General features: G+C 47.0%; 25 protein-coding genes and 1 riboswitch. Of the genes, 20 read left to right on the plus strand and 5 right to left on the minus strand.

Annotated elements, in window-relative coordinates:
* Positions 1-169, plus strand: a 169-nt coding sequence (locus tag BLP63_RS17335) for a transposase (RefSeq protein WP_170829365.1), incomplete at its 5' end; no start/stop codon positions are given.
* 199 nt (positions 170-368) lie between these two features.
* Here BLP63_RS17335 and BLP63_RS16845 read toward each other — a convergent pair.
* The 3 genes from BLP63_RS16845 to BLP63_RS08265 form a co-directional block, all read right to left on the minus strand.
* On the minus strand, positions 369-527 hold the full coding sequence (locus tag BLP63_RS16845) for a hypothetical protein (RefSeq protein WP_170829366.1): 159 nt from the start codon (positions 525-527) through the stop codon (positions 369-371).
* Between the two features lie 61 nt (positions 528-588).
* Positions 589-1,671, minus strand: a complete 1,083-nt coding sequence (locus tag BLP63_RS08260) for a M24 family metallopeptidase (protein WP_092590450.1) — start codon at positions 1,669-1,671, stop codon at positions 589-591.
* Positions 1,672-1,827: 156 nt separating this feature from the next.
* Positions 1,828-3,417: an ABC-F family ATP-binding cassette domain-containing protein gene (locus BLP63_RS08265; protein ID WP_092590451.1), complete on the minus strand. Its 1,590-nt coding sequence runs from the start codon at positions 3,415-3,417 to the stop codon at positions 1,828-1,830.
* 269 nt (positions 3,418-3,686) lie between these two features.
* Positions 3,687-3,809, plus strand: a riboswitch (molybdenum cofactor riboswitch).
* Between the two features lie 162 nt (positions 3,810-3,971).
* Here BLP63_RS08265 and BLP63_RS08270 point away from each other — a divergent pair.
* From BLP63_RS08270 to BLP63_RS08320, 11 genes are all read left to right on the plus strand, one after another.
* Positions 3,972-4,904, plus strand: a complete 933-nt coding sequence (locus BLP63_RS08270; RefSeq protein ID WP_242870846.1) for a substrate-binding domain-containing protein — start codon at positions 3,972-3,974, stop codon at positions 4,902-4,904.
* Between the two features lie 162 nt (positions 4,905-5,066).
* Complete coding sequence (locus BLP63_RS08275; protein ID WP_092590452.1) at positions 5,067-5,759, plus strand: ABC transporter permease; 693 nt, start codon at positions 5,067-5,069, stop codon at positions 5,757-5,759.
* Complete coding sequence (locus BLP63_RS08280) at positions 5,759-6,424, plus strand: ATP-binding cassette domain-containing protein (RefSeq protein WP_092590453.1); 666 nt, start codon at positions 5,759-5,761, stop codon at positions 6,422-6,424. The genes BLP63_RS08275 and BLP63_RS08280 overlap by 1 nt, the downstream gene beginning before the upstream one ends.
* A gap of 6 nt (positions 6,425-6,430) precedes the next feature.
* Positions 6,431-7,714 (plus strand): molybdopterin molybdotransferase MoeA, encoded by a 1,284-nt coding sequence (locus tag BLP63_RS08285; RefSeq protein ID WP_092590454.1) that lies wholly within the window; start codon positions 6,431-6,433, stop codon positions 7,712-7,714.
* 24 nt (positions 7,715-7,738) lie between these two features.
* Positions 7,739-9,661 (plus strand): molybdopterin biosynthesis protein, encoded by a 1,923-nt coding sequence (locus BLP63_RS08290; RefSeq protein ID WP_092590455.1) that lies wholly within the window; start codon positions 7,739-7,741, stop codon positions 9,659-9,661.
* 25 nt (positions 9,662-9,686) lie between these two features.
* Complete coding sequence (gene moaC / locus BLP63_RS08295) at positions 9,687-10,163, plus strand: cyclic pyranopterin monophosphate synthase MoaC (protein ID WP_092590457.1); 477 nt, start codon at positions 9,687-9,689, stop codon at positions 10,161-10,163.
* A gap of 11 nt (positions 10,164-10,174) precedes the next feature.
* The gene (locus tag BLP63_RS08300; RefSeq protein ID WP_092590458.1) at positions 10,175-10,615 is read left to right on the plus strand and encodes an MOSC domain-containing protein; all 441 of its coding nucleotides are present in this window, start codon (positions 10,175-10,177) and stop codon (positions 10,613-10,615) included.
* Between the two features lie 223 nt (positions 10,616-10,838).
* Entirely contained in the window at positions 10,839-11,792 is a 954-nt protein-coding gene (locus BLP63_RS08305) for a calcium/sodium antiporter (protein WP_092590702.1), read from the plus strand.
* A 29-nt stretch (positions 11,793-11,821) separates the two neighbouring features.
* Positions 11,822-12,637 carry a DUF6544 family protein gene (locus BLP63_RS08310; RefSeq protein ID WP_092590460.1) on the plus strand — a complete coding sequence of 272 codons (816 nt, stop codon included), beginning with the start codon at positions 11,822-11,824 and terminating at the stop codon, positions 12,635-12,637.
* A 79-nt stretch (positions 12,638-12,716) separates the two neighbouring features.
* On the plus strand, positions 12,717-13,712 hold the full coding sequence (gluQRS, locus tag BLP63_RS08315; protein ID WP_092590462.1) for a tRNA glutamyl-Q(34) synthetase GluQRS: 996 nt from the start codon (positions 12,717-12,719) through the stop codon (positions 13,710-13,712).
* Positions 13,713-13,766: 54 nt separating this feature from the next.
* Positions 13,767-14,597, plus strand: a complete 831-nt coding sequence (locus tag BLP63_RS08320; RefSeq protein WP_170829367.1) for a shikimate kinase — start codon at positions 13,767-13,769, stop codon at positions 14,595-14,597.
* A gap of 92 nt (positions 14,598-14,689) precedes the next feature.
* On the opposite strand, the gene BLP63_RS08325 is transcribed toward BLP63_RS08320, so the two are convergent.
* Positions 14,690-15,058: a NifB/NifX family molybdenum-iron cluster-binding protein gene (locus BLP63_RS08325; protein ID WP_092590466.1), complete on the minus strand. Its 369-nt coding sequence runs from the start codon at positions 15,056-15,058 to the stop codon at positions 14,690-14,692.
* A 352-nt stretch (positions 15,059-15,410) separates the two neighbouring features.
* Here BLP63_RS08325 and BLP63_RS08330 point away from each other — a divergent pair, with 352 nt between their 5' ends.
* The 3 genes from BLP63_RS08330 (at position 15,411) to BLP63_RS08340 (ending at position 18,589) form a co-directional block, all read left to right on the plus strand.
* Complete coding sequence (locus BLP63_RS08330) at positions 15,411-16,451, plus strand: tripartite tricarboxylate transporter substrate-binding protein (protein WP_170829368.1); 1,041 nt, start codon at positions 15,411-15,413, stop codon at positions 16,449-16,451.
* A gap of 71 nt (positions 16,452-16,522) precedes the next feature.
* On the plus strand, positions 16,523-17,071 hold the full coding sequence (locus tag BLP63_RS08335) for a tripartite tricarboxylate transporter TctB family protein (protein WP_092590470.1): 549 nt from the start codon (positions 16,523-16,525) through the stop codon (positions 17,069-17,071).
* A 12-nt stretch (positions 17,072-17,083) separates the two neighbouring features.
* Positions 17,084-18,589: a tripartite tricarboxylate transporter permease gene (locus tag BLP63_RS08340; protein ID WP_092590472.1), complete on the plus strand. Its 1,506-nt coding sequence runs from the start codon at positions 17,084-17,086 to the stop codon at positions 18,587-18,589.
* 71 nt (positions 18,590-18,660) lie between these two features.
* Here BLP63_RS08340 and BLP63_RS08345 read toward each other — a convergent pair whose 3' ends face one another.
* Positions 18,661-19,587 (minus strand): LysR family transcriptional regulator, encoded by a 927-nt coding sequence (locus BLP63_RS08345; protein ID WP_092590474.1) that lies wholly within the window; start codon positions 19,585-19,587, stop codon positions 18,661-18,663.
* Positions 19,588-19,835: 248 nt separating this feature from the next.
* Here BLP63_RS08345 and BLP63_RS08350 point away from each other — a divergent pair, with 248 nt between their 5' ends.
* From BLP63_RS08350 to aroD (BLP63_RS08370), 5 genes are all read left to right on the plus strand, one after another.
* Complete coding sequence (locus BLP63_RS08350) at positions 19,836-20,885, plus strand: Bug family tripartite tricarboxylate transporter substrate binding protein (protein WP_092590476.1); 1,050 nt, start codon at positions 19,836-19,838, stop codon at positions 20,883-20,885.
* A 95-nt stretch (positions 20,886-20,980) separates the two neighbouring features.
* Positions 20,981-21,556 carry a tripartite tricarboxylate transporter TctB family protein gene (locus tag BLP63_RS08355; protein WP_170829369.1) on the plus strand — a complete coding sequence of 192 codons (576 nt, stop codon included), beginning with the start codon at positions 20,981-20,983 and terminating at the stop codon, positions 21,554-21,556.
* Positions 21,557-21,571: 15 nt separating this feature from the next.
* A complete protein-coding gene (locus BLP63_RS08360) occupies positions 21,572-23,077 on the plus strand; it encodes a tripartite tricarboxylate transporter permease (RefSeq protein WP_092590480.1) in 1,506 nt (501 codons plus the stop codon).
* A 35-nt stretch (positions 23,078-23,112) separates the two neighbouring features.
* Positions 23,113-23,877 (plus strand): type I 3-dehydroquinate dehydratase, encoded by a 765-nt coding sequence (gene aroD, locus BLP63_RS08365; protein ID WP_330387120.1) that lies wholly within the window; start codon positions 23,113-23,115, stop codon positions 23,875-23,877.
* 178 nt (positions 23,878-24,055) lie between these two features.
* On the plus strand, positions 24,056-24,835 hold the full coding sequence (gene aroD / locus BLP63_RS08370) for a type I 3-dehydroquinate dehydratase (protein ID WP_092590482.1): 780 nt from the start codon (positions 24,056-24,058) through the stop codon (positions 24,833-24,835).
* Positions 24,836-25,066: the final 231 nt, after the last annotated feature.

Genomic DNA, 25,066 nt, shown 5'->3' on the forward strand with positions numbered 1-25,066 from the left:
TTTTTCAAAGGTTAAAGATGGTCTCGCTTATGATCGGTTTCGTCGTAGGGGTATGAAAAAAATAGTGGCGGATATGATGATGGTTGCTATGGCAATAAATCTGAATAAGCTTCATAGCAAAATCCAAAACAACCAAACCGGCATTATCGAGTACAAAAAAGCAGCTTAGACCAGATATTTAAAAATACGGTGAATAGGCTTTATTGTCGACCCTATAATTCAAGATCTCATGGATGGTTTGTCAATAAGCAAAATTATTGAAAGTCAGTAATTCCAATTGGCGTAAAAAAAGAGTTGCTGTGAAACTAAATGTTATAGTTTCGCAACAACTCCTTTTTGAATAGTATTCTATATCCCAAAGCTTTGACTTAGCGCCGGCGCGCGAAAAAAAATGGAGATGCGAGGGTGAAGCCGACCAAAATTCCAGCGCCTGCTTTAATATACGAGCCTTGGAAGAGGTAGATGATACCAAAAATGATCAGGGCAATGCCTGCAAGCAGCGGCGCGTAAAATTTAAGTTTTGTCATGTCGTCGTCCTCCTGAAGGAAAGTGTGTGCGAAGCTTGTCTTACTTACTGGCAGTGCCTGGTTATCCTATGACCACAAGATCCTTGGTGAAGTGATTAAGGACTTCACAGCCAGTATCCGTGACGAGGACGAGATCCTCGATTCGGACGCCAAATTCAGTGTCAAGATAGATACCGGGTTCAATGGAAAAGATCATGCCTGGCTCAAGGCGGGCGGTGTTGCCTGAGGAGACGTCGCCAAACTCGTGAACCTCAAGGCCAATGGCGTGGCCTGTGCGGTGTGTGAAGTAAGGCCCATAGCCTCCCTCTTCAATAATTTTTCGGGCGGCGGCATCAATGTCGCAAAAGCGAGCACCTGGGCGCACTTCCTCTATGGCTGCCAAGTTAGCCTTTCGAACGAGCTCGTAAACTTCCCGGGCCTTGTCAGAAACCGTTTTGTAGAAAAATGTACGGGTCATGTCAGAACAATAGTCCTCCTTAACGCAGCCAATGTCGCAAATAATGGCATCCCCAGGCTTTAACCGGGTGGAGCCTGTATCATGATGGGGAAGGGCGGCGTTGGCGCCAAAGGCTATGATAGGTGTGAAGGACAGGTCGTCTGCGCCTAAGCTGCGATAAGCTTCCTTCAAGACGGCGCTAAGCTCAAGCTCTGTGGCGTCATGAGAGACCGCCTCCTGAAGCAGCTGCATTGCTTGATCATTCAGCGCGGAGGCTTTTCTCATAAGATGCTGCTCCGCCTGATCTTTGACCATCCGGATCGAATCAATGGTAAACGAGCCATTGATAAATGAAGCGTGAGGCAGCTTTTCCATCAGTGGCAGCAAAAAACGGGCTGGCCAGTTTTTGTCGACACCTATGTCGCCTTCATCTGCCATGAGCTCGGCCAAGATCGAAACGCCGTCCTCCGTGTCTTTGAAGTATTTAAGCGTGAGCCCGGAGTCTGTCTGTAAAGCCAGCGGAAATAGCGCGTTCAGCAGTAAGATTTTGGCGCCATTTAAATTTAGATAAAGAACGAGCAGCCGCTCTCCAGGGTGAATCCATTCGCCGGTGAGATAATAAATTGACGCTGGGTCAGATACAATCAGCTGTGCCATGTGTTGCTTTCGCATCTGATTTGTCACTGCGTTTAGTCTCGTTTGGTTCACTGCAACCCCTCCATGTCCAGAGATAGTTTAATTATAACAGTTTGGCCGTGGCACAGGTACTAAAGATTGCTAACACAGGCAAAACAAAAAAAAGAAGCGGGTGCCCAAGCTTAAGCTCACTGTTAAAGCTTACTGACACCGCTTCCTATAGTAGAATTATTTTCCTTTGCTTTCGAGATATTCGTCGAACGTCATCAGCTTGTCGACCATACCTGCTGGAGAGAGCTCAATGATTCGGTTGGCCACCGTCTGGATGAGCTCGTGGTCGTGTGAGGACAGCAGGATATTGCTGCTGTATGCGCCAAGACCATTATTCAACGCGGTGATAGATTCCAGGTCAAGGTGATTTGTAGGCTGATCGAGGACCAGGACGTTGGCCCCGGACATCATCATCCTTGAAAGCATACAGCGGACCCGCTCCCCGCCGGAAAGGACTGTAGCGGATTTAAGCGCTTCCTCGCCGGAGAAGAGCATGCGGCCAAGGAAGCCGCGGATATACGTCGCGTCCTTCTCCACAGAATATTGTCTCAGCCAGTCGACCAGGTTGAGGTCCACGTCGTTAAAGAATTCAGAGTTGTCTTTGGGGAAATAAGATTTGGTGATTGTGACACCCCACTTGACAGTGCCAGCGTCAGGCTCCAGCTCGCCCATGAGCACTTTGAAAAGCACCGTGTTCACCAGCTCGTTGTCTCCAACAAACGCAATTTTGTCGCCTTTACGGACTGAAAAGGTGACATCTTTAAACATCAGTTCGCCATCAATAGACTTGGTCAAATTTTCAACAATCAGGATGTCATTGCCAACCTCGCGGTCCGGCTTGAAGCCTACAAACGGATAGCGCCTTGTGGAAGGCTGAATGTCATCCAGCGAAATTTTATCGAGAAGCTTTTTCCTGGAAGTCGCCTGCTTTGATTTTGAAGCGTTCGCGCTGAACCGGGCAATAAATTCCTGAAGCTGCTTGATTTTTTCTTCCTTCTTGCGGTTTTGATCCTTTGACATCTGCAGTGCCAGCTGGCTGGACTCGTACCAGAAGTCGTAGTTCCCAACGAACATTTTGATCTTTCCAAAGTCGACGTCCGTGACATGGGTACATACCTTGTTCAGGAAGTGCCGGTCATGGGAGACGACTATGACAGTGCCTTCAAAATCAATCAGAAAATCCTCCAGCCAGTTGATGGACTGAATGTCGAGGTTGTTCGTAGGCTCGTCCAGAATCAGGACCCCAGGCTTACCAAACAAAGCCTGCGCCAGTAAAACTTTAACTTTTTCCGAGCCCATGAGCTCGGACATTTTTTTTGCGTGCATATCTGTCGTGATGCCAAGGCCCTGAAGCAGGGCAGAAGCTTCAGCTTCAGCCTCCCAGCCGCCCATTTCAGCGAATTCATGCTCGAGCTCGGCGGCACGCATGCCGTCCTCATCAGAAAAGTCTTCTTTCATGTAAACCGCGTCTTTTTCTTTCATAACCTCGCTGAGGCGTGGATTGCCCAAAATGACGGTCTCCATGACTTCGTTTTGTTCGAATTCAAAGTGGTCCTGCTTCAGGACAGACAAACGCGTCCCAGATGCGACAATGACTTCGCCCGTATTGGGTTCCAGGTCGCCGGACAAAATTTTCAAGAAGGTACTTTTTCCTGCACCGTTCGCGCCTATGACCCCGTAGCAGTTTCCCGGGATAAATTTTAAGTTGACATCTTCAAAAAGCTTGCGTTCGCCGAAGCGCAAACTGACGTTGGATACCGTGATCACAATGCATCTTCCTCATTTCGTATTTTGTTGGTGAGTTGAGTTTTCTTTATACAACATTGTATTATATCACAAAATTCTCTTGGAAAATTAAAAAATAAACAACCTTGGTCCAAAGCAGTATTCTCCGGTGCTTTGCCGATGGTCTCAAGAGGCCCCCCAACCCAAACGCATCTCCACCCCCAAACAACCTGAATTCCTTGTTTTTCAGTGAAATTCACATTGTGACTAAATTTACAGCATGTTATACTTAACTCAGCGGTTCACAATTTCATCAGTGCTTTTTTCGAGCTGAAAGACCTAACACGCACCTTGCGTCATGGTGTTCAGCCGCCGGGTCACAGGAGAAATCCTGCGGCCTCCCACTTGAGGAAAGGAAAAAGCCCCATAGAATCATTTTAGGCACAAGGGTTTACATAGAGCGCAAGCGCTTTCTTCTTTAAAAAACCTATGGTGGCAGTACGCGTCATAAGTACTGAATTGCTTAAAATGTCTCATTTAGGGCGTCCTTTTTTTGAGGATGTTTTTTTATCCCCAAAATCTAAGGAGGCAACGTTATGAAATCAACAATTAACTCAAAATCAAAAAAATCTTTAACCCGTTGGATGCTGGCAGTGCTGATCACTATGATGGTGTTCGCCGCTGGCTGCAGCCAGCCAGCCCCGGCAGAAACGCCTGCTGAGACACCAGCGGAAACCCCTGCTGAGACACCTGCAGAAGCAACACTTCCTTCTCTTGAGGGTCAAACCCTCATTCTTTCCACTACGACCAGCACACAAGACAGCGGCCTTCTCGACTTTATCCTTCCGGATTTTGAAGCGAAGACAGGCGCGGAAGTTAAAGTTGTCGCTGTAGGTTCGGGCGCTGCAATTCAAATGGGTGTAGATGGTGAAGCAGACGTCCTTCTGGTCCATGCCAAAGCAGACGAGGAGAAATTCGTCGCTGAGGGTCACGGTATCCAGCGTTTTTCTGTTATGTACAATGATTTTGTCATTGTAGGACCTCCAGCGGATCCAGCCGGTCTCAAGGCGGCGTCTTTTGCAAATGCCGGCGAGGCGCTCAAGCAAATCATGGATAACGGCGGTTCGTTTGTATCCAGGGGTGATGATTCCGGAACCCACAAAAAAGAAAACAGCCTTTGGAAGCTGGTCGAAATGACACCGGAAGGCGATTCGTACATCTCTGCCGGCAAAGGCATGGGAGATGTCCTCCAAATGACCTCTGAGCTCCAGGCTTATACTATGACGGACCGCGCGACTTATCTCAGCATGAAAGACAATCTTGAACTGGAAATCGTGACGGAAGGCCTTGATGGTTTATTAAATCCATATGGCGTCATAGCTGTCAATCCGGACAAGAATGACCAGATTAACGCTGAAGCTGCTCAGGCCTTTGTCGACTGGATTGTTTCTGATGAAACGCAGACTCTGATCAGTGAATTTGGCGTTGAGAAGTTTGGCGCGCCGCTCTTTTTTCCAGACGCTGAGTAAAAAAACTGTGAACCGCTGCTGTATTAAAATGGATTTAGAAGTTGACTGCTTGGGGGCTCAAACGCTTTCGTTGGCAGATTGAGCCCTGGGCAGGCTTCATAAGTGATTTAATCAAACATTCTCCAATGTGTTAGTAAAAGATCCAAAAGGGAGGCGAGCAGATTGGATTATATAGCGGACGGATTTGTGCAGGCTTTTCAACTGCTGGCGTCCTTTGATCCAGAGGTTTATGGTGTCATAGGCCTGTCGCTGATTGTTTCAACGCTGTCAGCACTGATCGCAGGGGTTCTGGGAACAGTGTCCGGAATCTATACAGGGCTCAAGTCCTTTAGAGGTAAGCGGCTGTTTGCAAGAGTACTTTATACAATGATGGGGCTGCCTCCAGTTGTCGTGGGACTTTTAGTCGCTCTGGCCCTGTCCCGGCGTGGCCCGCTTGGAACGCTGGAGCTCATTTTCACACCGACGGCTATGATCATTGCGCAGGTCATACTCGTCACACCAATTGTGACAGGTATCGTCTTCAATGTAGCGGTAAAACGTGGCCGTGAGGTATACGAGCTCGGAAAAACTTTGGGTGGCGGTCCGCTTGACCTGCTTAAGCTTTTCATAAAAGAATTGAGAGTGGAGCTTCTCGCGGCTTATGTGACAGGTTTTGGCCGGGCGGTTTCCGAGGTGGGTGCCGTTATGATAGTTGGGGGCAACATCAAAGGCCATACACGGGTCATGACGACCTATATTGCCATGAACAACAGCATGGGCAATTATGCCCAGTCTATTGCCATGGCTATTGTACTGCTCGCGCTCGCTTTCCTGGCTAATGCCTTTGTCTATCACGCCGCCGGGGAGGAAATCTGATGGAACTCATAATGGAAAAAGTTCAGAAGCGTTATGGAAAGCGCCATTTATTTGATATTGAAAATCTCAGACTGCCTTCCGGGGGACTTTATGGTCTGATGGGACCCAACGGCGCCGGCAAGACCACCTTGCTGAAAATGGTGGCGGGACTGGGCCGGCCGGATCATGGCGGGTTTCTATATGACGGGATCCCTTGGCATAAAGGTCTGTTTAAAGACATAACCTATTTAAGCCAAAAGGCTTATATGATGAATGCGACTGTAAAGGAAAATATTGCCTGGCCACTTGAAGTGCGGGGCATTGGGACGAAAGAACGCGAGATTAGGATTCAGCAGGCGCTCGAGCGCATGGAGATTCCCGAGCTCGCAGACCGAAAAGCAACGACCCTGTCCGGGGGAGAAGCCCAAAAGGTCGCCTTTGCCAGAGCCCTGGTTTTCAAGCCAAAGCTTCTTCTCATGGACGAGCCTGCTGCCAGTCTGGATAAACAAGCCAACGCGCTGTTTGAATCCAGAATGCTGCAGTATCATGAGGAGACAAACGCGACTGTAATTTTTATTACCCATAGCGCGGAACAGGCACAAAGATGCTGCAAAGAACTGCTGTGGCTCGAAGATGGGAAGATTGAAGCCGCTCCGCCGCACGTCCCACTACAAATCATGAGGTGATCACTTTTGGATCTTTTCAATGTACTGACGTTGACTGAAATCACGAAAAGGTTGGAGGACACATTTATAAGCAGCCTTCTTCCAACAGAAACGCTGCCTTTGAATCAGGCACTGGGCAGAATTTTGGCTGATGACCTGACTGCGGCGGAGGATGTGCCCCATTTCTCAAGATCCGTCGTAGACGGCTATGCGGTCAGGGCTAAAGACACCTTTGGCGCAAGCGAAAGCATTCCGGGATTTCTCAGCGTCGTGGGCGCAGTTGAGATGGGGCATCCCGCAGCGCACGCTGTCAGAGCCGGCGAGGCGGTCTATGTGCCTACCGGCGGGGCGCTGCCGGAAGGGGCGGACGCCGTCGTTATGATAGAGTATACCGAGCCCTTTGGAGCGGGACAGATTGCGGTGCATAGACCATCGGCACCACTGGAAAATGTTATGTCCAAGGGGGACGACATCACCGTAGGTGAGACCGTTCTCAGGGGTGGCACCCGGCTGAGGCCTCAGGAGCTTGGCGTGCTTTCAGCCCTTGGCGTGAACAGTGTGACAGTCTTCGCGCCGCTTCAGGTCAGTGTGCTCTCAACGGGGGATGAAATCGTCCCAATCCATGAAAAGCCCGCGGCAGGTCAAATCAGAGACATCAACAGCTACACCATCACGGGTCTGGTCGAAGCTGCCGGGGGTCGCGTCCGCAGGGCGAGCCTCGTTAAAGACGATTTTGACGCGTTGAAAGCAGCTGTCGCAGAGGCCATCACCGACAGCGATCTCGTGCTGCTGTCCGGCGGCAGCTCGGTGGGGGAAAAGGACTATACCCAGCGCGTTATACAGGCCTTTGAAGATTCGGAAATTTTGGCGCATGGTCTGGCCATAAAGCCAGGAAAACCAACGGTTGTGGCAAGAATTGGAAGAGTTTCTGTCTTTGGCCTTCCGGGGCAGCCGGCCTCAGCCATGATGATCTTCAAGGCGGTGGTGGAGCCGCTTCTTCAAAAACTGACAGGGGCAAATGCTTTGCCGATGGTATCGCAAGCCACCACCAACCAGGAAGCCGCACTGTCCCCCAGCCTCAGCACCCGTTCGGTTTTAGCGGCCGCTTCTTCTAAGATCCACGCAGCGCCAGGAAGAACGACTTTTCAAATGGTTGCGCTGGAGATGAGATCCGGGGAGCTTTTCGCGGTGCCTGTGCATGGCAAGTCTGGCATGATCTCGCTGATGAGCCGGGCAGATGGGTACATTCAAATCGAGCCGGCCCAGGAAGGGATCCTTCAAAATCAAACTGTTCAGGTCATTCTGTTTTAGCAAATTTTCCCGGAGGTGTCAGTGATGAAGCACGATCGCAATATTTATCTCAGCAATATGGCGCTGAACGAGGCCATTGAACTTTATACATCGGCCTGCGCGAGGGGCGAAATTTCCCTTGAAGACGAAGTGCTTCAAACGGTAGAGGCCCTTGGCCGAGTGACGGCGGAACCGGTTTTCGCTTCCCTGTCAGCGCCCTGGTTCAACGCCAGTGCCATGGATGGAATCGCGGTGAACGCGGCGTCAACCTATGAAGCCAGCGAGAGAAGACCTGTCGTGCTCACTAAAGGCAAGGATTACATCATAGTGGACACGGGGGATCCCATTCTCGATCCATGGGATGCCGTCATCATGGTAGAAGACCTCGTTGATTTGAGTGAGGAACAGGTAGAGATTCGGGCAGCCGTCTCACCTTGGGAGAACGTGCGCCCTGTGGGTGAGGATATTGTTGCCGGAGAGCTCATACTGCCTGCGTACCATAGGATTACGCCCATTGATTTAGGGGCGCTTCTCAGCGGTGGCGTCAACGCGGTGAAGGTCTTGAAGAAGCCCAGGGTCGCAATATTGCCAACCGGCACAGAAATCATAGAGCCTGGGACACCTATGGAAATGGGGAAAATTATTGAATCCAATTCCAGGGTCTTCGAAGGCACAGTGATCCAGTGCGGTGGGGAGCCCATCCGTTTGGCACCGGTGGCAGATGATTATCCGCTGCTTGTCGAGACGGTTAAAAAGGCCGCTGAGTCCAGCGATATGGTCATTATAGTCGCAGGCTCCTCTGCAGGGACGGAGGACTTCACGTCCCGAATTGTTGCAGAGCTGGGCGAAGTCTATGTCCATGGCATAGCCCTAAAGCCCGGAAAACCAGCAATTCTTGGAAAAATTGGCCATGCGCCAGTCATTGGGCTGCCAGGCTATCCGGTCTCCTCGTGGGTGGTCTTCGATACTATAGTCAAACCACTGCTTTATACCATGCAGCATCAGCGGCCGCTTCAAAGGCCTACAGCAGAAGCTGTCCTTTCCAGGCGTCTGGTCTCATCCCTCAAAAACCTTGAGGTGGTCCGGGTCAAGCTGGGTAAGGTGGGTGACAAGCTGATCGCGACGCCGCTAAACCGTGGGGCTGGTGTGACCATGTCCCTGGTGCGGGCAGACGGCCTGCTTGAAATTCCTCAAAGCAGTGAGGGCTTTGAGGCGGGGACGAAGGTGCCGGTTAGGCTTCTCAGGCCAATTGAAGAAATTGAAAACACCGTGGTCGTCATAGGGAGTCACGATCTGGTCATTGATCTGCTGGCAGATCAGATTCACACCAAGTGGCCAGATTCCGGGCTTTCGAGTGCCCATGTGGGCAGCCTTGGCGGCGTCATGGCCATAGTTAAAGGCGAAGCCCATATGGCGCCCATTCATCTCCTGGATGAAACAGCGGGGCAATACAATATGTCTTACGTCAAAAAGCTCTTTCCGACATTTAAAGGCTATCTGATTCGAGGTGTCAAGCGAACCCAGGGACTTATGCTGCCAAAAGGGAATCCCAAAGGCGTTCAGGGCCTTGAGGACTTGACCCGGGTGGATATACGATTTGTCAACCGCCAGCGAGGCTCAGGCACGCGGCTGCTTTTGGATCATAATCTCAAGATCAGGAATATGGACTCAGAGGGCATTCAGGGCTATGACCGGGAGATGACGACGCATATGGCGGTGGCCTCCGCGGTAGCTTCAGGAACCGCTGATGTGGGTCTTGGAGTGCGCTCGGCGGCAGCGCTGACAGGCCTTGATTTTATACCGGTAGGAGATGAAGCTTACGATTTTCTCGTGGCAGAGTCACATATTCAGGCTTTACCGGTTAAGCGTGCTATAGAAGCGCTTCGCTCTGAGGCTTTCAAGAATAAAGTGCTGGCACTGGGCGGCTATGGCGTTGAAAACTGCGGCGAGGTGATCACGATTGAGTAGAGAGCATAGAGAAGAGGGCGGTGTAATGCTGACACACATCAATGAGAGTGGCCGTGCAAAAATGGTCGACGTTGGGGAAAAAGGCGAGACCCTTCGGATTGCCACGGCCAGAGGCCGAATCAAGATGTTGCCCGAGACCTTTGACCGCATCATGAACGGCGGGGTCAAGAAGGGTGATGTCCTCGCGGTAGCACAGGTGGCTGGCGTTATGGGAGCAAAGCGAACGTCAGACCTGGTACCCATGTGCCATCCCATTTTTCTCACGGGTGTCGATTTGACCTTTACGCCGGATGAGGCGGCGGCTGCCATTGAAATTGAGGCGGTTGCCAGGACTGTAGGCAGAACCGGTGTGGAAATGGAAGCGCTGACCGCGGTGACAACAGCAGCCCTGACTATATACGACATGGTCAAGGCCATGGACCGGACCATGGTCATTGACGAAATTAAGCTTGTGCAGAAGTCCGGCGGGAAGTCAGGGGATTTCGTCCTGGAAGCGGAGTAGGGGTGAGGGCTTTGGAACTCAGCGGCATTCAATTCAAAGCTTCAAAAGGAACACCTATGATCCGGCAGGCGTCAGGGATGCTGATTAAAGGGGAAGGGCTTGAGGGCAATTACCATATAGGCGGCACCAGACAGGTCAGCCTCATGGCCTCTGAGGCGCTGAACTCCCTGGAGCCGCTGAAAGGCGCAGGCCTTTGTCTGAAAAAATACGCCGCGAACCTGATTACGACAGGGCTGGATTACGCGAACTTAAAACCCGGAGACCAGCTTGCAGTGGGCGAGGCAGTGATTGAGCTCAGAGAAGTTGGAAAGCATTGTTTTTTCGAATGTGTACTTTTTCAGCAGAAAAGTGTCTGTCCGCTGACGACTATGTCTGCATTCGCGGAGGTCATCAGAAGTGGTCAAATATCAATTGGGGATGCTGTAAACCTGTTGGATCAGGGCGAAGCATAATAAGTGAAGCACAAGTAGGATAAACTGGCGCCGGCAAACTTAAGGTTTGTTGGCGCTTTTTTTGTTTAAGATGTTTGGTGGGAACATTTGGTTGGGGACTGTCCCCAACCAAATGTTTTTTTTAGAATAGTGAGAAGGGTCTTTTGTCACGGAATTGTTTATTCAAATTAATGAAAATTATGGTATGATGGAGCTTGAAATTTACGATGATTGGAGAACGTTTATGGCTTATGTATTGCTTCTTATTGGTTTTTTGATTTTAGTTAAAGGCGCAGACTTTTTTGTCGAAGGCGCTTCAGAGATCGCGACGGTTCTTAGGATTCCGCCACTTCTGATTGGTCTGACCATAGTTGCCTTTGGCACCAGCGCCCCGGAAGCCGCGGTCAGTATTACGGCAGCCATCAACGGCACCGGTAACCTGGCCGTAGGCAACGTCGTCGGCAGCAACTTGGTTAACGTCGTGTTTATCCTTGGCATCACGGCATTGATTCAGCCTTTGGTTGTAGAAAGACAGACCGTTATCAAGGAAATCCCATTTGCGCTGCTTGGAAGCGTTGTCTTGTTTATACTGATCGCTGACAAATACCTGATCCAGTCAGACGCGCTGCTGTCCAGAGGGGACGGCTTGATTTTGCTGACTTATTTTGCGATTTTCCTCTATTACATTTTTGAAGTGGCGAAAAACAGTCGTGAAAAATTTGAGTTGGACGACCTGGATCCGGCACCGGTGAACGTGGTCAAATATGTGCTCTATACAGTGGGTGGTCTCGCTGCCATTATCTTTGGAGGGGATCTTGTCGTTAAGAACGCCATTGTGATCGCTATGTCACTGGGCATGAGTGAAACCTTGGTAGGCCTCACTATTGTGGCGGTGGGTACATCCCTGCCGGAGCTGATCACCTCTGTGACAGCAGCCATGAAGAATAAGAGTGAGATTGCCGTTGGCAATATTATAGGCAGCAACATTTTCAACCTCTTCTTTGTCTTGGGAATCGCTGCCTCAATCCGGCCTATAGTTGTCGACAGCGTTATTTTGATGGACGCTCTGTTTATGATCCTTTCCACGATCATTTTATTTATCTTTTCCCATACCCACTCAAAAATTACACGGGCTGAAGGCGGAGCGTTTATGTTGATGTATCTTGGGTACATGGCATATATCCTGATTCGAAATTAGGAGAAAACGTCAAACTGAGGGTGGAATTCATGAGCAGGATGTACCAGCTGTACCAGGATGAAAAACGTCAGTTTATTGAGGCGGTTCATCAGTCTGAGGCATTGGTAAAGAAAAGCACAAGGCCGCTTGGACCGGGAATGCCGGGAACCGAAATTGCACGGCTCCCGGATCTGCCTGAGCTGGTCAGAAGCTACCTGGAAATGGCAGGCTTCAACGAAAGGCCACTTCCTAAAGTCGCCGAAGTGATCTGGAAAGAAAGCCGGATCAAACTTGGACCTGATAAACCCTGGATGGCAATTAAAACGAAACAGTGCAATACCGCATCTCCAACGGCGAGGATCGCCTTTATGTCTGCGAAAATGTTTGGTGTCCTGCCTTTTGAAGGCAGGGACTTATACGCTCAAGGTCGAGGGCACATGCTTGGTAAAATAGCGGGTCTTGCGACAGTGTTTGACGATCAGTCAGAAGAAATTGCAAAATCCGGAGTTGTAACAGTGCTGGCGGAAGCCTTTTTGATCCCTGGAATTCTAATGTTGCCTGGTATGACGCTGGAGTCAAGGGATTCACTTTCCATAAAGGCACGTCTGACAGATCAAGGATTGACAGCAGAAGGGGTTTTCAGTTTTAATGCCCAGGGTGAGGTCACGTCCTTTGTCTCGGAAGACCGGTATTATGCCAATCCCAAGGGCGGAAATGAACGCCGCCGCTGGACGGCCTATTCAGAGAATTACATAGAAAAAGACGGCGTCCGTTTTCCGTCCACCGTCCGTGCGGTTTGGAACCTCCCGGAAGGTGATTTTGAGTACTGGAGCGGCACGATTGAAAGGGTCGTATATGATTTGTAGAATCCGGCCTGGTGTCTAAGGGAGATAAGACGGGAAGCGCATTTTGACTGCTGGCTTACTGACAAAAGGTGGGATGAGTATGTATAAGCGGTCATTGCCTGTAGGCCGTTTTGCGCCAAGTCCTACAGGGCGAATGCATTTTGGAAATATTTGGGCGGCGCTGCTGGCCTGGCTGTCCACACGTTCAGAAGGCGGGACTATGATCCTTAGAATGGAGGACCTGGATCCGGACAGATCAAAGAAATCCTTTGGGGATCAATTGATGAAAGACCTGATTTGGTTGGGGCTGGATTGGGACGAAGGACCAGATGCCGGCGGTGATTATGGTCCATACATACAAAATGAGCGTCAAAATCTATACCAATCCGCATTCGAAAAGCTGGTCGAATGTGGCCGTGCCTACCCTTGCTTTTGCAGTCGTGAGGAACGCACTGCAGCCAGCGCACCGCACAGAGGTGAAACGACTGGAATTCCGGAGGATCCCTGTCTGCTGATGCCTGAAAGCCAGCGCCAGGTGGCGCTTCAGACGAGGCGGCATACCTGGCGGCTTAATAATGAACATGAAGAGATTGTCTTCACAGATTTGAATTATGGTGAACAACGGCACCAGCTCGATATGGCACGGGATCATGTGGTTCTGCGGCGCTCGGACGGTGTGTTTGCCTATCCCCTGGCCGTGGTTGTGGATGATGGTGCTATGGGCGTCACTCAGGTGGTCAGGGGCTCTGATCTGTTGGATTCAACTGCAGTCCAGCTGTACTTGATGGATCTGCTTGGCTACCCAAGACCGGCCTATGGTCACGTGCCGCTGCTTGTGGATGCGCAGGGTCACCGCTTGTCCAAGCGCCAGAAATCCATGGATCTTGGTGCTATGATGGCCAGTGGCTGGACACCTGAACAACTTATTGGCTACCTGGGGTTTCGGGCGGGCTTTACCAAAGTGCTTGAGCCTGTCAGAGCGGCGGATTTGGTGGGGGTGTTTGATTGGAAGACCATCGGCAAAGAAGATGTCGTGATTGATGAAGAAGATCTGGCGAGTGCCAGGGACTTAATGAGAGGCAAGGCGGGAAGATAGAGCAGCTGAAAGAAGCCTTCTATTGCGGCCATGCTGAAGAAGGGAGTGAAACGTATGAACAGATTGGAAGAACTGCGGGCTAAGGTCGACGCCTGCGACAGGCAGGTGGCGCAGACCCTGGAGAAGCGCATGGAAATCATCCTGGAAATCATGATGGTGAAAAAGGAGCTTGCCGTGCCAATCTTCAGCAGAGAACGGGAGCGGGAAGTCATCCAGAAGATTGGGAATTACGTCGAAAATCCCGAGTTCAGAGAGGAGATCAAAGGCATTCACACTCATGTCCTGCGAAGCTGCAGGCGCATTCAGTCCAGAAAGCTGTTCCCGTTTCATATTTCCCTGGTGGGCTTCATGGGGAGCGGCAAAACGACTGTAGGGAAAGAATTGTCAAGGCTCCTGGCCATGGATCAGATTGATGTGGACAAGGTCATTGAGGACCGGGCCCATATGTCGATCAGCCAAATTTTCAAGGAGCATGGGGAGGCCCATTTCAGGGCGCTTGAGCGCAAAACAGTTGAAGAGCTTGCCCAGTACAACAACATCATAGTGTTCTGTGGCGGTGGGGGCATTGTGCTGGATGACCGCAACGTGGAGAACATGAAGAAAAACGGCGTTCTCATTTGGCTGAAAGCGAGCCCGGAAGTCGTTTACGAGCGTATCTCCAAGGAAGGGACAAGACCGCTGTTAAAGGATGATATGTCTGTGGCGAAGATTGAGTCCATGATGGCGTCGCGGCTGTCGCTTTATGAAGGTGCTGCGGACTTGGTCATCGACACGGATCACAAGACTGTGGAAGCGGTCAGCCTGGAGATTGTCGAACAGCTGATGCGGCTGGATGTCAGGCGTGTTATTGAATTGAAAGCCTTTAAAATGAATGAGGAAGCATAAAGGCCGTTAAGGTCTTGGCGGCTGGATAACTGGAAAAAACAAAACCCTCACAACTGCATTTAATTGCAGAAGTGAGGGTTTTTGTCATTTTGTCAGCTGTGATTGTGGCATCCATGCTCGTGGGCGTTGCAAGCCTCGCCGGAGTCTGTGAGCGTTCCGTTCAACCAGCTCTCGGCGACGACTTTGATTTCTCCTGAGCAGCCGCGGATGACTTCTATGCCGGCAGTATTCAGGACTCTGACAGCGCCTGGTCCCATGTTGCCAGCCAGCATGAGTTTAACACCTTTTTCTGCCAAGGTATCCGCAATGTTGGATTTGCAGCCGCAGCCGGCAGGGGAGGCAACAGTCTCTTCATTGGTGATGGTTCTGTTTTCCGGGCTGACCGTATAAACGGTGAAGTACTCGCAATGGCCAAAATGGTTGTCGATCTTATTTTGGCGGGAAGGTAAAGCGATTTTCATGGAATAGACCTCCTGTAAGTTGAGCAGTGCACCAGTTGTCGGTGTGGCAGGGTTATGTCATGCTAAGTATAGCTGGAAATTTGGGGCGGTTCAAGGGGCGGGTTAAATTGACAATGTAAATTTTCTTAGAACGCCTATGTGAGAAAGTGACAGTTGTTTGAGGGAAAGATTACAAATGCGTAGCGACCTATTTTCAATGACAACTCAAAAATTTGTGAATATTGACACATTAGTAGGACGGTGGTACGATGAAAACAAATTCTATACAAATGCATAATGTTTCGTCATGTGGGTGCTCTTGGTAGTTATTGAAACGCTATTTTGAGCATTAACTATGAAGGGGGAAGAATTGATGAAAAAGATTTTGCCGTTATTCATAATCATGTTTTTAATGGGTTCATTATTAACAGGCTGCAGCAGTCCAACCGAGCAACCTCCTTCAGACCAGCCAACACCTGCAGATGAAACTGCTTATCCAGAGAAGAACCTAAGTGGAATCGTTCAATGGGGGGCAGGCGGTGGTACCGACTCGCTGATGAGACCGCTTGCATCCATAGCAGAAAAAGAATTAGGCGTGAGCATTGTCGTTGAAAACAAAACAGGTGGGACAGGTTCAATCGCGACACAATATGTGTATGATGCGCCTTCAGATGGATATACGCTGCTCATGGGTGCCGAAAATCCGCAACTTTATACCATGCTCGAGATCATTAACCTTACCTATGCTGATTTTGAGCCGGTGTTTGTCATTGGAGACGAAACTGTAGGTGTTGTGGTAGGGAAAGATTCTGGATATACATCTATAACTGAATTAATTGATGCAGCACACGCGAAACCAGGAGAACTTACGGTCGCGACGACTGGTGCCGGAGGACTGCCTTGGACGGTCACTTCATATCTGACTGCAATAACTGGCGCTACTTTTACGCAAGTTCCATACGACAGTGATGCTACGGCAAGAACTGCGGTAATCACAGGTGAATGCGACTTCACAATCGCGAAAGTTCAATCTGCACTTGAAGCTCACAAGGCAGGTGATTTGAAGTACATTTCAATGCTGGCGCTTGATCAAGTTGAAGCACTGTCAGAGATTCCGCTTATAACAGAAGCTTATCCTGAATTCGCGGAATACCTCCCGTGGGGGCCGTTTTACGGGATCTTTGTAAAAGCAGATACTGACCCTGCAATTGTTCAAATCCTGTCAGAAGCTTTCGGGAAAGCGTTCAACGATCCATCTTATCAACAAGTGCTTAGCCAATTCAATATTAATCCAATGGGGTTAACAGGTGAACCAGCGAAGGAATTCTTAAAAACTTGGCAGGTTAATACAGCGAATGCGTTGTATAAAGCCGGCGCCATAACAAAATCACCGGTAGAGCTGGGCATCCAATAAGAATGATAAAATGAAGCTGTTCTCTATGCGGGACAGCTTCATTCATCTATTGTGCTGTGGGGGAAAAGAAAATGAATGGAAAATCTGGTCTTAACAATATAGATAAACAAACATTAAAAGATCGTGAAGAAAGCAATACCTCCAAATCTCAAACAAAATTCCAGCCTGGAGAAAAAGGCTTTGCAGTGTTTTTGTTTATTTTTGGGAGTTTTTTTACATATCAATCCGTTCTTATGTATCAAAAGGCTCCAGGCGCTTCATCTTATGCAGCGGTGCCTCTTTTTGTGAGTGTATTGATTATGATATTTTCTGCACTCATTTTTATTTTTGACTATAAAGCTGAGTCGGTGAACCATGATCAACCAACCGGCGAAAAAGTGAAGCGATCACTGTCTTACATATTTCAAAAAGATGTGCTCGTAATGATGGGGCTAATATTGCTGTACAGTATTGCTTTGAGATATAAACTGGGATTTTACTTTGTGACGCCGGTTTTTTTATGGCTGTCAATGAGCTATTTGATGAGGAAAAATCTTGTTAAGAATATTCTCTGGACAGCATTGAGTCTTTTGTTTATCTTTATGGTGTTTTCTTTCGCTTTTAGAGTTGTATTGCCATAGGAGGTGGAGAAGATGGAAGTTCTCCAATATGTATTAGTACCTTTTACAGATCTGTTTCTTTTTGCGCTGGTTGCTGTGGGTGTTTTTTCCGGAATTTACATAGGTGCCATACCTGGTTTGTCTGGCACAATGGCAGTATCACTTCTTGTGTCATTTACTTTTGGATGGGAAACGAATCCAGCGTTGGCTTTGATGGTTGGTGTTTTTGTTGGTGCTGTTTATGGCGGATCCAGGTCGGCAATATTGTTGAATATCCCCGGAGCGCCAGCGGCAGTTGCAACAGCCTTGGATGGATATCCCATGGCTTTGAAAGGTGAAGCTGGAAGGGCAATGGGCATTGTGACCACGCAATCTTTTATTGGCACTTTGATTGGAATCTTTGCATTAGCGTTTTTTGCACCTGCAGTTTCTAAATTGGCATTAAAATTTTCATCTGTGGATTATCTGCTGTTGGGGCTGATGGGAATGATGATGGTTGGCAGCCTCGGCAGCAAATCAATTTTCAGAGGGCTTGTCACAGCGGCACTCGGTGTACTGCTTGGTACCATTGGGATGGATACCATGACGGCTGTACCAAGATTTACGTTCGGGATCACTTATTTGCTGCCGGGTGTCAACTATGTGGTCGCAATGATTGGACTGTTTGGCGTGGCTGAAGCGCTGGTACAAATAACGACTAAAGATATTGAAGCGGTTAAGCAAAAAATAGATAAAATTGTGCCTTCGTTTGAAATTATCAAGAAATATCTGCCACTCACTATCAGATCTTCAATTGTTGGGGTCCTCGTTGGAGCTTTGCCTGGAGCGGGGGGCGACATTGCGGCTTTATTGACCTACGATCAGGCGAAGAGAACAGTTAAAAACCCTGAGGTACCTTTTGGTGAAGGTGCTGTTGAGGGTCTTATCGCGCCTGAATCCGCGAATAACGCCGCTATTGGTGGTGCCTTTATTCCAATGCTGACACTTGGCATACCTGGTGATGCCGTGACAGCAGTCATGATTGGCGCATTGACAATTCATGGTTTGCGGCCTGGTCCCAACCTTATGACAAATACGCCTGACCTTTTTTATTTGATAGTGGGCTGTTTAATCATTGCTAGTTTTGCTTTGTTGCTTTTCGGGTTGACGGGCATTAGAATATTTACAAAAATCGTTGAAATCCCAAAAGGCATCTTGCTTCCTATCATAATCATATTGTCTGTGGTTGGTTCATACGCCATTAATAATAGCCTATATGATATCTTTTGGATGTTGGGATTTGGCGTACTTGGCTATTTTCTGAAAAGATTTGATTATCCAGTCGCACCAGCCGTTTTGGGAATAATTTTGACAAAGCTTTTAGAAGAGAATTATCGTCGAGGAATCTTGCTTAAAAAGTCTGTGTTGGGTCTGGTTGGGAGTGTTTTTACCAGTCCAATTACTTTGATCCTTTTTACCTTGATTGTGGTTATGTTTGTCGCACAAACAGAAACTTATAAAAGATGGAAAGCTAAGCGAGATATTAGAAAAGCTGCATAGTCGCCCTAACGAAAAGAAGCCTTCGAGTGTGAGGGCTTCTTTTCGTTAGGGCTGAATTGAGATCTTAATAATCATAAGAGGATCTGAGAGGACTCTTCGATGCCTCTTTTATAATCATCAAATATTTTCCCGTTTTCAATTATAAAATTTTTGAAATTTTCGATGGCGGGTGACATGTACCGACTCTTATGCCATAGAAGATGTAATTCTCTGCACGGAAGGTCATTCTCTATTTGAATTACTTTTATATTAGGATATTTTGAATTCAGGGGCTCAGGGACTAGTGCGATACCAAATCCTGCTGCAACTGAACCAAAAATAATATTGTCGTGGAACGCTTCGGACACAATATTAGGTTGGATATTTAAACTATCAAAAATCGCATCAATGTATGTCCTGATTTGACATTGATAATTGTAAGTGATGAATTTTTCATCTGTTATGTCTGTTAAGTCAACGGTATCCAATACTGCTAAAGGATGGTCTTTTGAAACAATTAAGACAGTCTCATGGTCCCCAATGTGATGAAAGGCAAGTTTTTCGTTAATAGATAGTGTAGAAAATCCAATGTCAACATCATCATTCTCTATTTGCTTCTCAATTTCATAAGTGCTGCCAAGATAAAACTGGAACTTTGTCATGATGTTTCCGGTTTTTTCATAATAACGCGTGATCAAATAGGGAATGAAGTCGTGAAGTGAACTGACATAAGTTAACCTTACAACGCCTGTACCTGGGTTGGCATAATCCTGGAGTTTAGCCATACCGTCTTCAAGAATATTCAATGATTTTTTTACGTATTCAAGAAAAAATACGCCGTATTTTGTCAACATGACATTTCTTCCATTTCGCTCAAAAAGCTTAACGTTCAACTCTTTCTCAAGTTCGCTAATCGAGTGACTTAAACTGGATTGGGTCACCATGAGCTTTTCAGAGGCCTTGGTGTAGTGTTCCAGTTCTGCGATGGTCTTAAAATAATAAAGCTGATGTAAGTTCATGTTTTCACTCCGATCAATGAAGTCCAATAATTTCAGGTCTTGATTGCCTATAGTAAGATTATACGATCACTTGGCTCAAGTCAATGAATCATGAACAAAATCGATAGATTCTAATGAAAAATCCGAATATATGAATTTTTTAGAACAAAAAAATGAAATAACGGCATTAGTAAAAACACTGAATTTACTGTATATTTTGATTACACAATACATATGAGACACAAAATAAAATTTGGGGAGATGATTTGATGAAGAAACACATGTCCATCGCACTGATTCTTGTTTTGATCGCTACCGCATTATTTGGATGCAGTCAACCTCAACCAACAGAACAGACACCACCAGAAGCGGAACAACCTCAGTCAACAAATGGTGAATATCCTGCTAAGAACATCAGTGGTATTGTTCAGTGGGGTGCAGGTGGCGGCACGGATTCTCTTATGAGACCACTCGCTTCATTGGCAGAAAAAGAACTGGGTGTAAGCATCGTCGTTGAAAACAAAACCGGTGGAACAGGATCTATTGCAACACAATATGTTCATGACGCTGCAGCAGATGGTTATACGCTTCTCATGGGTGCGGAAAACCCACAACTTTACACAATGCTTGAGATTATTGATTTAACTTATGCAGATTTTGAACCCGTCTTTGTCATAGGAGATGAAACGGTAGGTGTCGTCGTTGGAGAAAACTCAGCGTACAATTCAGTCACTGAACTCATTGATGCTGCGCTTGCAAAACCTGGCGAGCTGACAGTTGCTACAACTGGTGCCGGCGGCCTCCCTTGGACGGTCACATCTTACTTAACAGCAATCACGGGTGCAACTTTTACGCAAGTCCCTTACGATAGTGATGCAACTGCACGAACTGCTGTCATCACTGGCGAATGCGACTTTACAATAGCAAAAGTTCAATCAGCGCTCGAAGCACACAATGCTGGAGATTTGAAATATATTTCAATGTTGTCACTTGAAAAAGTAGAAGTCCTTGCGGATATTCCGCTGATCACCGACGAGTATCCAGCATTTTCAGAGTACCTTCCTTGGGGTCCATTCTATGGCATATTTGTAAAATCAGAAACAGACCCAGCCATCGTAGAGACACTAGCAACTGCTTTTGAAACAGCCTTTAATGATCCAACCTATCAGAACGTTCTTAAACAATTCAATATCAATCCGATGGGCTTAACAGGAGACGGCGCAAAAGAGTTTTTGAAAACTTGGCAGGTCAATACAGCTGATGCATTGTACAAAGCAGGCGCAATTACAAAATCGCCAGAAGAGCTTGGTATAAAATAACGCTTTTGATCTTGCTGTAGAGCTGTTGTGGGGCTGCTCTGAAAAGATTATTTTGGAGCAGCTTCACAATGATACTTAATTTGGAGGTCAAAGCTATGGATAAAACATTCAACAACAAAAAGAAAAGAGTTGTTTCTTTGACGGACGACAGGGATCTCGCGGATCAATCCTATGGTCTGGATCAAGACACTAACAAGACATTTACCGAGTTTCATCCTGGAGAAAAGGGTTTTCCAGTATTCTTATTTCTCGTTGGCGCTTTCTTTGCTTATCAAGCCTTTTTAATGTATCAAAAGTCTCCGGGTGCTTCTTCCTATGCTGCAGTACCGTTGTTTGTAAGCTTGTTAATTATGATTTTTTCGGGACTTATTATCGTATTCGATATGAAATCTGACTCAGAGAACTCAAACGTACCATTCCTTCAGAAAATAACTAAATCGTTGACATATATGTTTCCGAAAGATGTAATGATCATGATGCTATTGATTCTGTCTTATTGTATAGCGCTGTTATTTAATGTTGGATTTTACATAATTACGCCTGTGTTTCTTTGGTTATCGATGTGCTATTTAATGCGTAAGCATTTCATCAAGAATATCTTATGGACAGGTTTGAGTCTAATCTTTATATTCGCCGTATTTTCTTTCGCATTTAAAGTTGTTTTACCATAAGGAGGTCGCGTCAATATGGAAGTTTTTCAATATTTGTTGGTTCCTTTTGCTGACCCTCTGCTCTTAGTGTTGGTGGCGGTTGGTGTATTCTCGGGCATCTATATTGGTGCAATTCCAGGTTTGTCAGGTACTATGGCAGTCTCTTTGCTTGTCTCATTCACATTTGGCTGGGAGACAAATTCAGCGATCGCACTTATGATTGGCGTTTTCGTAGGGGCTGTATATGGTGGTTCCAGGTCAGCTATACTGCTTAATATTCCCGGAGCGCCGGCAGCGGTCGCAACGGCGCTGGACGGTTATCCAATGGCTTTGAAAGGGGAAGCCGGAAGGGCGATGGGGATCGTAACCTCACAATCGGCAATTGGTACTCTAATTGGCATTATTGCCTTGGCATTTTTCGCACCAGTCGTATCTAAACTGGCAATGAAATTCTCTTCAGTAGATTATCTCCTCTTAGGTATTATGGGCATGATGATGGTAGGAAGCCTTGGCAGCAAATCAATATTTAGAGGTCTTGTAACGGCTGCATTGGGTGTGCTTTTGGGCACGATAGGCATGGATTCAATGACTGCAGCGCCAAGATTTACATTTGGAATTACATATTTACTTCCAGGAGTCAATTATGTTGTAGCTATGATTGGATTATTCGGGGTTGCTGAAGCCTTAGTACAAATTACGACAAAAGATATCGAGGCAGTTAAGCAAAAGATAGACAAAATTATTCCTTCTTTTGATGTCATCAAGAAATATATTCCTTTAACCATCAGATCCTCTATTGTTGGGGTTCTCGTAGGCGCATTGCCAGGTGCCGGCGGCGACATAGCAGCGCTGTTGACTTACGATCAGGCGAAAAGAACCGTGAAGAATCCGGAAGTGCCTTTTGGTGAAGGTGCTGTTGAGGGGTTGATTGCACCAGAAGCAGCGAATAACGCTGCCATAGGTGGCGCTTTTATACCAATGCTGACACTTGGCATTCCGGGGGATGCTGTAACAGCTGTTATGATTGGTGCACTCACAATTCATGGCTTAAAGCCAGGGCCAAGTCTGATGACTACAACACCGGACATGTTCTATTTAATCGTCAGCTGTCTCGTTATAGCTAGTGTTGCTCTTGTTGTCTTTGGATTGACAGGGATCAAGATATTTACCAAAATTGTTGAAATTCCAAAAGGGATCTTGTTGCCAATTATCATTATACTTTCCGTAGTTGGTTCCTACGCAATCAACAATAGCCTGTATGATATCTTTTGGATGCTCGGATTTGGTGTTCTTGGATACTTCTTGAAGAGATTTGACTACCCTGTTGCGCCTGCAGTATTGGGCATCATTTTGACAAAACTTCTTGAAGAGAATTACAGAAGGGGTATTTTACTCAAGAAAACCCTTGGTGGATTATTTGGCAGTGTCTTTACGAGTCCAATAACGTTCTTGCTATTCCTAATGATTGTGGTTATGTTTACAACTCAAACAGAGACCTATAAAAAATGGAAACAAAAGAAAGATCTGAAGGCCTCCGCTTGATGAGCGCTTTTAAGATGAAAGAATGGAGGTCTAAAATGATTCGGACTGTTCAGATTAGGGATTTGACGATTGGCGAAGGAAAGCCTAACGTCATTGTGCCAATCGTTGGAAGAACTCGCAGTGAGATTTTAGGCAATGCGCTCAGCATGGACCTCGCGCAGATCGACTTAATTGAGTGGCGCGTTGACTTTTACGAAGACGTTTTCGATTCGGTGAAACTGCTGAACACACTTGCTCAGTTGCGAGACACCCTTAAAGAAATGCCTATCCTGTTCACCTTTCGGACGAAATCAGAAGGTGGGGAAAAAGAAATAAGAATTAATGAATATGTCAATTTAAACAATGAGATTGCTAAAACGGGTCTTGTGGATCTCATAGATGTTGAAATAATGTTGGGTGATGAGACCGTTGAAAAGCTTATTAAATCTTTCCATGGATATGGGGTCAAAGTCATAGCCTCGAATCATGACTTTCAGAAGACGCCATCTGAGGAAGAGATTATCTTTAGGCTAAAAAAGATGCAAGTTATGAATGCGGACATTCTTAAAATCGCCGTTATGCCAAACAATAGAGAAGATGTATTGAAATTAATGCGGGCAACGAATAGAATGCAAACAGAATATGCTGATAGGCCAGTCGTCGCTATGTCAATGGGCGGCCTTGGTGTGATAACCAGGCTGTCGGGCGAAGTTTTCGGTTCAGCAATGACTTTTGGTGCTGTAGGTCAAGTGTCGGCTCCTGGGCAAATTCCAGTGGAAGAACTGGACGTCGTACTCAACATAGTCCATAATGCACTTTAATAAATCCACGCCAACCTTTCAATTAATATAGACACCAGAAAAATAAACGCCTCCCCAGCGTTTATTTTTTTGTAAAAAGGTGGCAGTGCGTGTATACTGTTTTGGTCAGACATAACTTGAGTTTATTCTTTTGAAAAAGATATGGAAAATCAAAATTTACGAACGAGGTGTGCAAATTATGAAAAAGGTATATACGGTTAGAGGCGTGACCATTGGTGAGGGCCGTCCCAAAATCATTGTCCCCATAATTGAAAAAACAGATGCTGCCATTATTGAAAAAGCACAGAGCCTCCTCAAATTACCTATCGATGTCATAGAATGGCGTGCTGATGCTTATGAGGAGATCCTCGAAGAAGAAAAAATCTTCAAAGTACTTAAAGCGCTTCGCGAGCTGTTTCCAGATAAGATCTTGATTTTTTCCTTTAGAACGCTCATAGAAGGTGGACTAAGGGAGATTTCTATGGAGGACTATACTCGACTGAACCATTTTGCTGCAGAAAGCGGTTTGGTTGACATGGTGGATGTGGCTATGATCTCATGGCCTGACGTCGTTGAAGAGAACATTCATCATATCCATACGGCGGGAATCCTTGTTATGGGTTCCTACCATAATTTTAAGAGCACGCCAGAGAAGGCCGTTTTAATCAGAACGTTGATGAAGATGCAAGCACTGGGTGCGGACATATCAAAAATTGCGGTGATGCCAAATACAGCGGATGATCTGCTCACCTTACTTAACGCGACGTATGAAACAGCTTCGAGATATGGTGACAAGCCTATTGTCACAACCGCCATGTCGCCCTCCGGACTTTTAAGTCGTCTCGCTGGGGAAGTCTTTGGTTCTTCAATGACCTATGGTGCAGCAGGAGAAGCCACCGCGCCTGGCCAGATCTCTGTTGAACTGTTGGATGATGTTTTGAGTTTGCTTCACGGGAACAGAGAATTGATGGGATTATAGTTTTCAGGGAATATTTAGAAAGTGGGTTCAAACGGCTATTTGGTCGGTTTGAGCCCACTTTTTTGACCAATGGGAGAGTAAATCTTTTGAACACACCAAACTGTTCCGCCTGGCGGAATATAAAACTGTTTAATGGAAAAAAGTATTGACAACGAATAGGAAACGGTGGTAATCTTTAATCAAGATAAAAAACGACACCGAGTTTCACTCAGTGGAACTTATAACGGAAAC

The sequence above is a fragment of the Acidaminobacter hydrogenoformans DSM 2784 genome, from assembly GCF_900103005.1.
Taxonomy (GTDB): Bacteria; Bacillota; Clostridia; order Peptostreptococcales; family Acidaminobacteraceae; genus Acidaminobacter; species Acidaminobacter hydrogenoformans.

Bases quoted from the DNA above. Each gene is read 5' to 3' on its own strand.
- BLP63_RS16845 (WP_170829366.1), bottom strand. From the start codon at position 527: ATGACAAAACTTAAATTTTACGCGCCGCTGCTTGCAGGCATTGCCCTG.
- BLP63_RS08270 (WP_242870846.1), top strand. From the start codon at position 3,972: ATGAAATCAACAATTAACTCAAAATCAAAAAAATCTTTAACCCGTTGG.
- BLP63_RS08280 (WP_092590453.1), top strand. From the start codon at position 5,759: ATGGAACTCATAATGGAAAAAGTTCAGAAGCGTTATGGAAAGCGCCAT.
- BLP63_RS08290 (WP_092590455.1), top strand. From the start codon at position 7,739: ATGAAGCACGATCGCAATATTTATCTCAGCAATATGGCGCTGAACGAG.
- moaC (WP_092590457.1), top strand. From the start codon at position 9,687: ATGCTGACACACATCAATGAGAGTGGCCGTGCAAAAATGGTCGACGTT.
- BLP63_RS08305 (WP_092590702.1), top strand. From the start codon at position 10,839: ATGGCTTATGTATTGCTTCTTATTGGTTTTTTGATTTTAGTTAAAGGC.
- BLP63_RS08310 (WP_092590460.1), top strand. From the start codon at position 11,822: ATGAGCAGGATGTACCAGCTGTACCAGGATGAAAAACGTCAGTTTATT.
- gluQRS (WP_092590462.1), top strand. From the start codon at position 12,717: ATGTATAAGCGGTCATTGCCTGTAGGCCGTTTTGCGCCAAGTCCTACA.
- BLP63_RS08320 (WP_170829367.1), top strand. From the start codon at position 13,767: ATGAACAGATTGGAAGAACTGCGGGCTAAGGTCGACGCCTGCGACAGG.
- BLP63_RS08325 (WP_092590466.1), bottom strand. From the start codon at position 15,058: ATGAAAATCGCTTTACCTTCCCGCCAAAATAAGATCGACAACCATTTT.
- BLP63_RS08330 (WP_170829368.1), top strand. From the start codon at position 15,411: ATGAAAAAGATTTTGCCGTTATTCATAATCATGTTTTTAATGGGTTCA.
- BLP63_RS08335 (WP_092590470.1), top strand. From the start codon at position 16,523: ATGAATGGAAAATCTGGTCTTAACAATATAGATAAACAAACATTAAAA.
- BLP63_RS08340 (WP_092590472.1), top strand. From the start codon at position 17,084: ATGGAAGTTCTCCAATATGTATTAGTACCTTTTACAGATCTGTTTCTT.
- BLP63_RS08345 (WP_092590474.1), bottom strand. From the start codon at position 19,587: ATGAACTTACATCAGCTTTATTATTTTAAGACCATCGCAGAACTGGAA.
- BLP63_RS08350 (WP_092590476.1), top strand. From the start codon at position 19,836: ATGAAGAAACACATGTCCATCGCACTGATTCTTGTTTTGATCGCTACC.
- BLP63_RS08355 (WP_170829369.1), top strand. From the start codon at position 20,981: ATGGATAAAACATTCAACAACAAAAAGAAAAGAGTTGTTTCTTTGACG.
- BLP63_RS08360 (WP_092590480.1), top strand. From the start codon at position 21,572: ATGGAAGTTTTTCAATATTTGTTGGTTCCTTTTGCTGACCCTCTGCTC.
- aroD (WP_330387120.1), top strand. From the start codon at position 23,113: ATGATTCGGACTGTTCAGATTAGGGATTTGACGATTGGCGAAGGAAAG.
- aroD (WP_092590482.1), top strand. From the start codon at position 24,056: ATGAAAAAGGTATATACGGTTAGAGGCGTGACCATTGGTGAGGGCCGT.